The 432-nt window shown below is 36.6% G+C and carries 1 protein-coding gene; it reads left to right on the top strand.

The genetic code is table 11. The features are described 5' to 3' along the window. Positions 1-242: 242 nt before the first annotated feature. A partial coding sequence (locus RYX56_RS21240; protein WP_317123976.1) for a Rho termination factor N-terminal domain-containing protein occupies positions 243-432 on the top strand: 190 nt, incomplete at its 3' end.

Here is a 432-nt window from a genome sequence, read left to right as displayed (position 1 = left end):
ATTTTTAGCTTTGGGGGTAAAATAGAAATTGCTTTTATAATATGCATATCTCTGCTATTTTATTCATCCCATTTATAACTTCTATTTTTATCCTCTAAGAAAAGCAAAAGCTCAAAAGAACGGGGCCTATTTCCGCTAAAGAGAAAGGTCGCTAGTTGCTGTGCGCTTGAAGCGGTTCTACTTAAAAAAACCATCTCCCGCCTGAAGCGGATTGACGGAAAAAATTAAAGAGTGGTGTACAAATGGACTTAACAATATCAAGTTTAGAAAATATGAAGCTGAAGGAGCTTTATGAGCTTGCCCGCGAATATAAAGTGACCTATTACAGCAAATTAACGAAAAAGGAATTAATTTTTGCGATTTTAAAATCTCGTGCCGAACAGCAGGGTTATTTTTTCATGGAGGGCGTCTTAGAAATCATCCAATCCGAAG

This window comes from Alkalihalophilus lindianensis (assembly GCF_032843265.1).
Lineage (GTDB): Bacteria > Bacillota > Bacilli > Bacillales > Bacillaceae_D > Alkalihalophilus > Alkalihalophilus lindianensis.
Note: the sequence above shows the minus strand (reverse complement) of the source record. Positions and strands in the feature narration are given on the sequence as shown.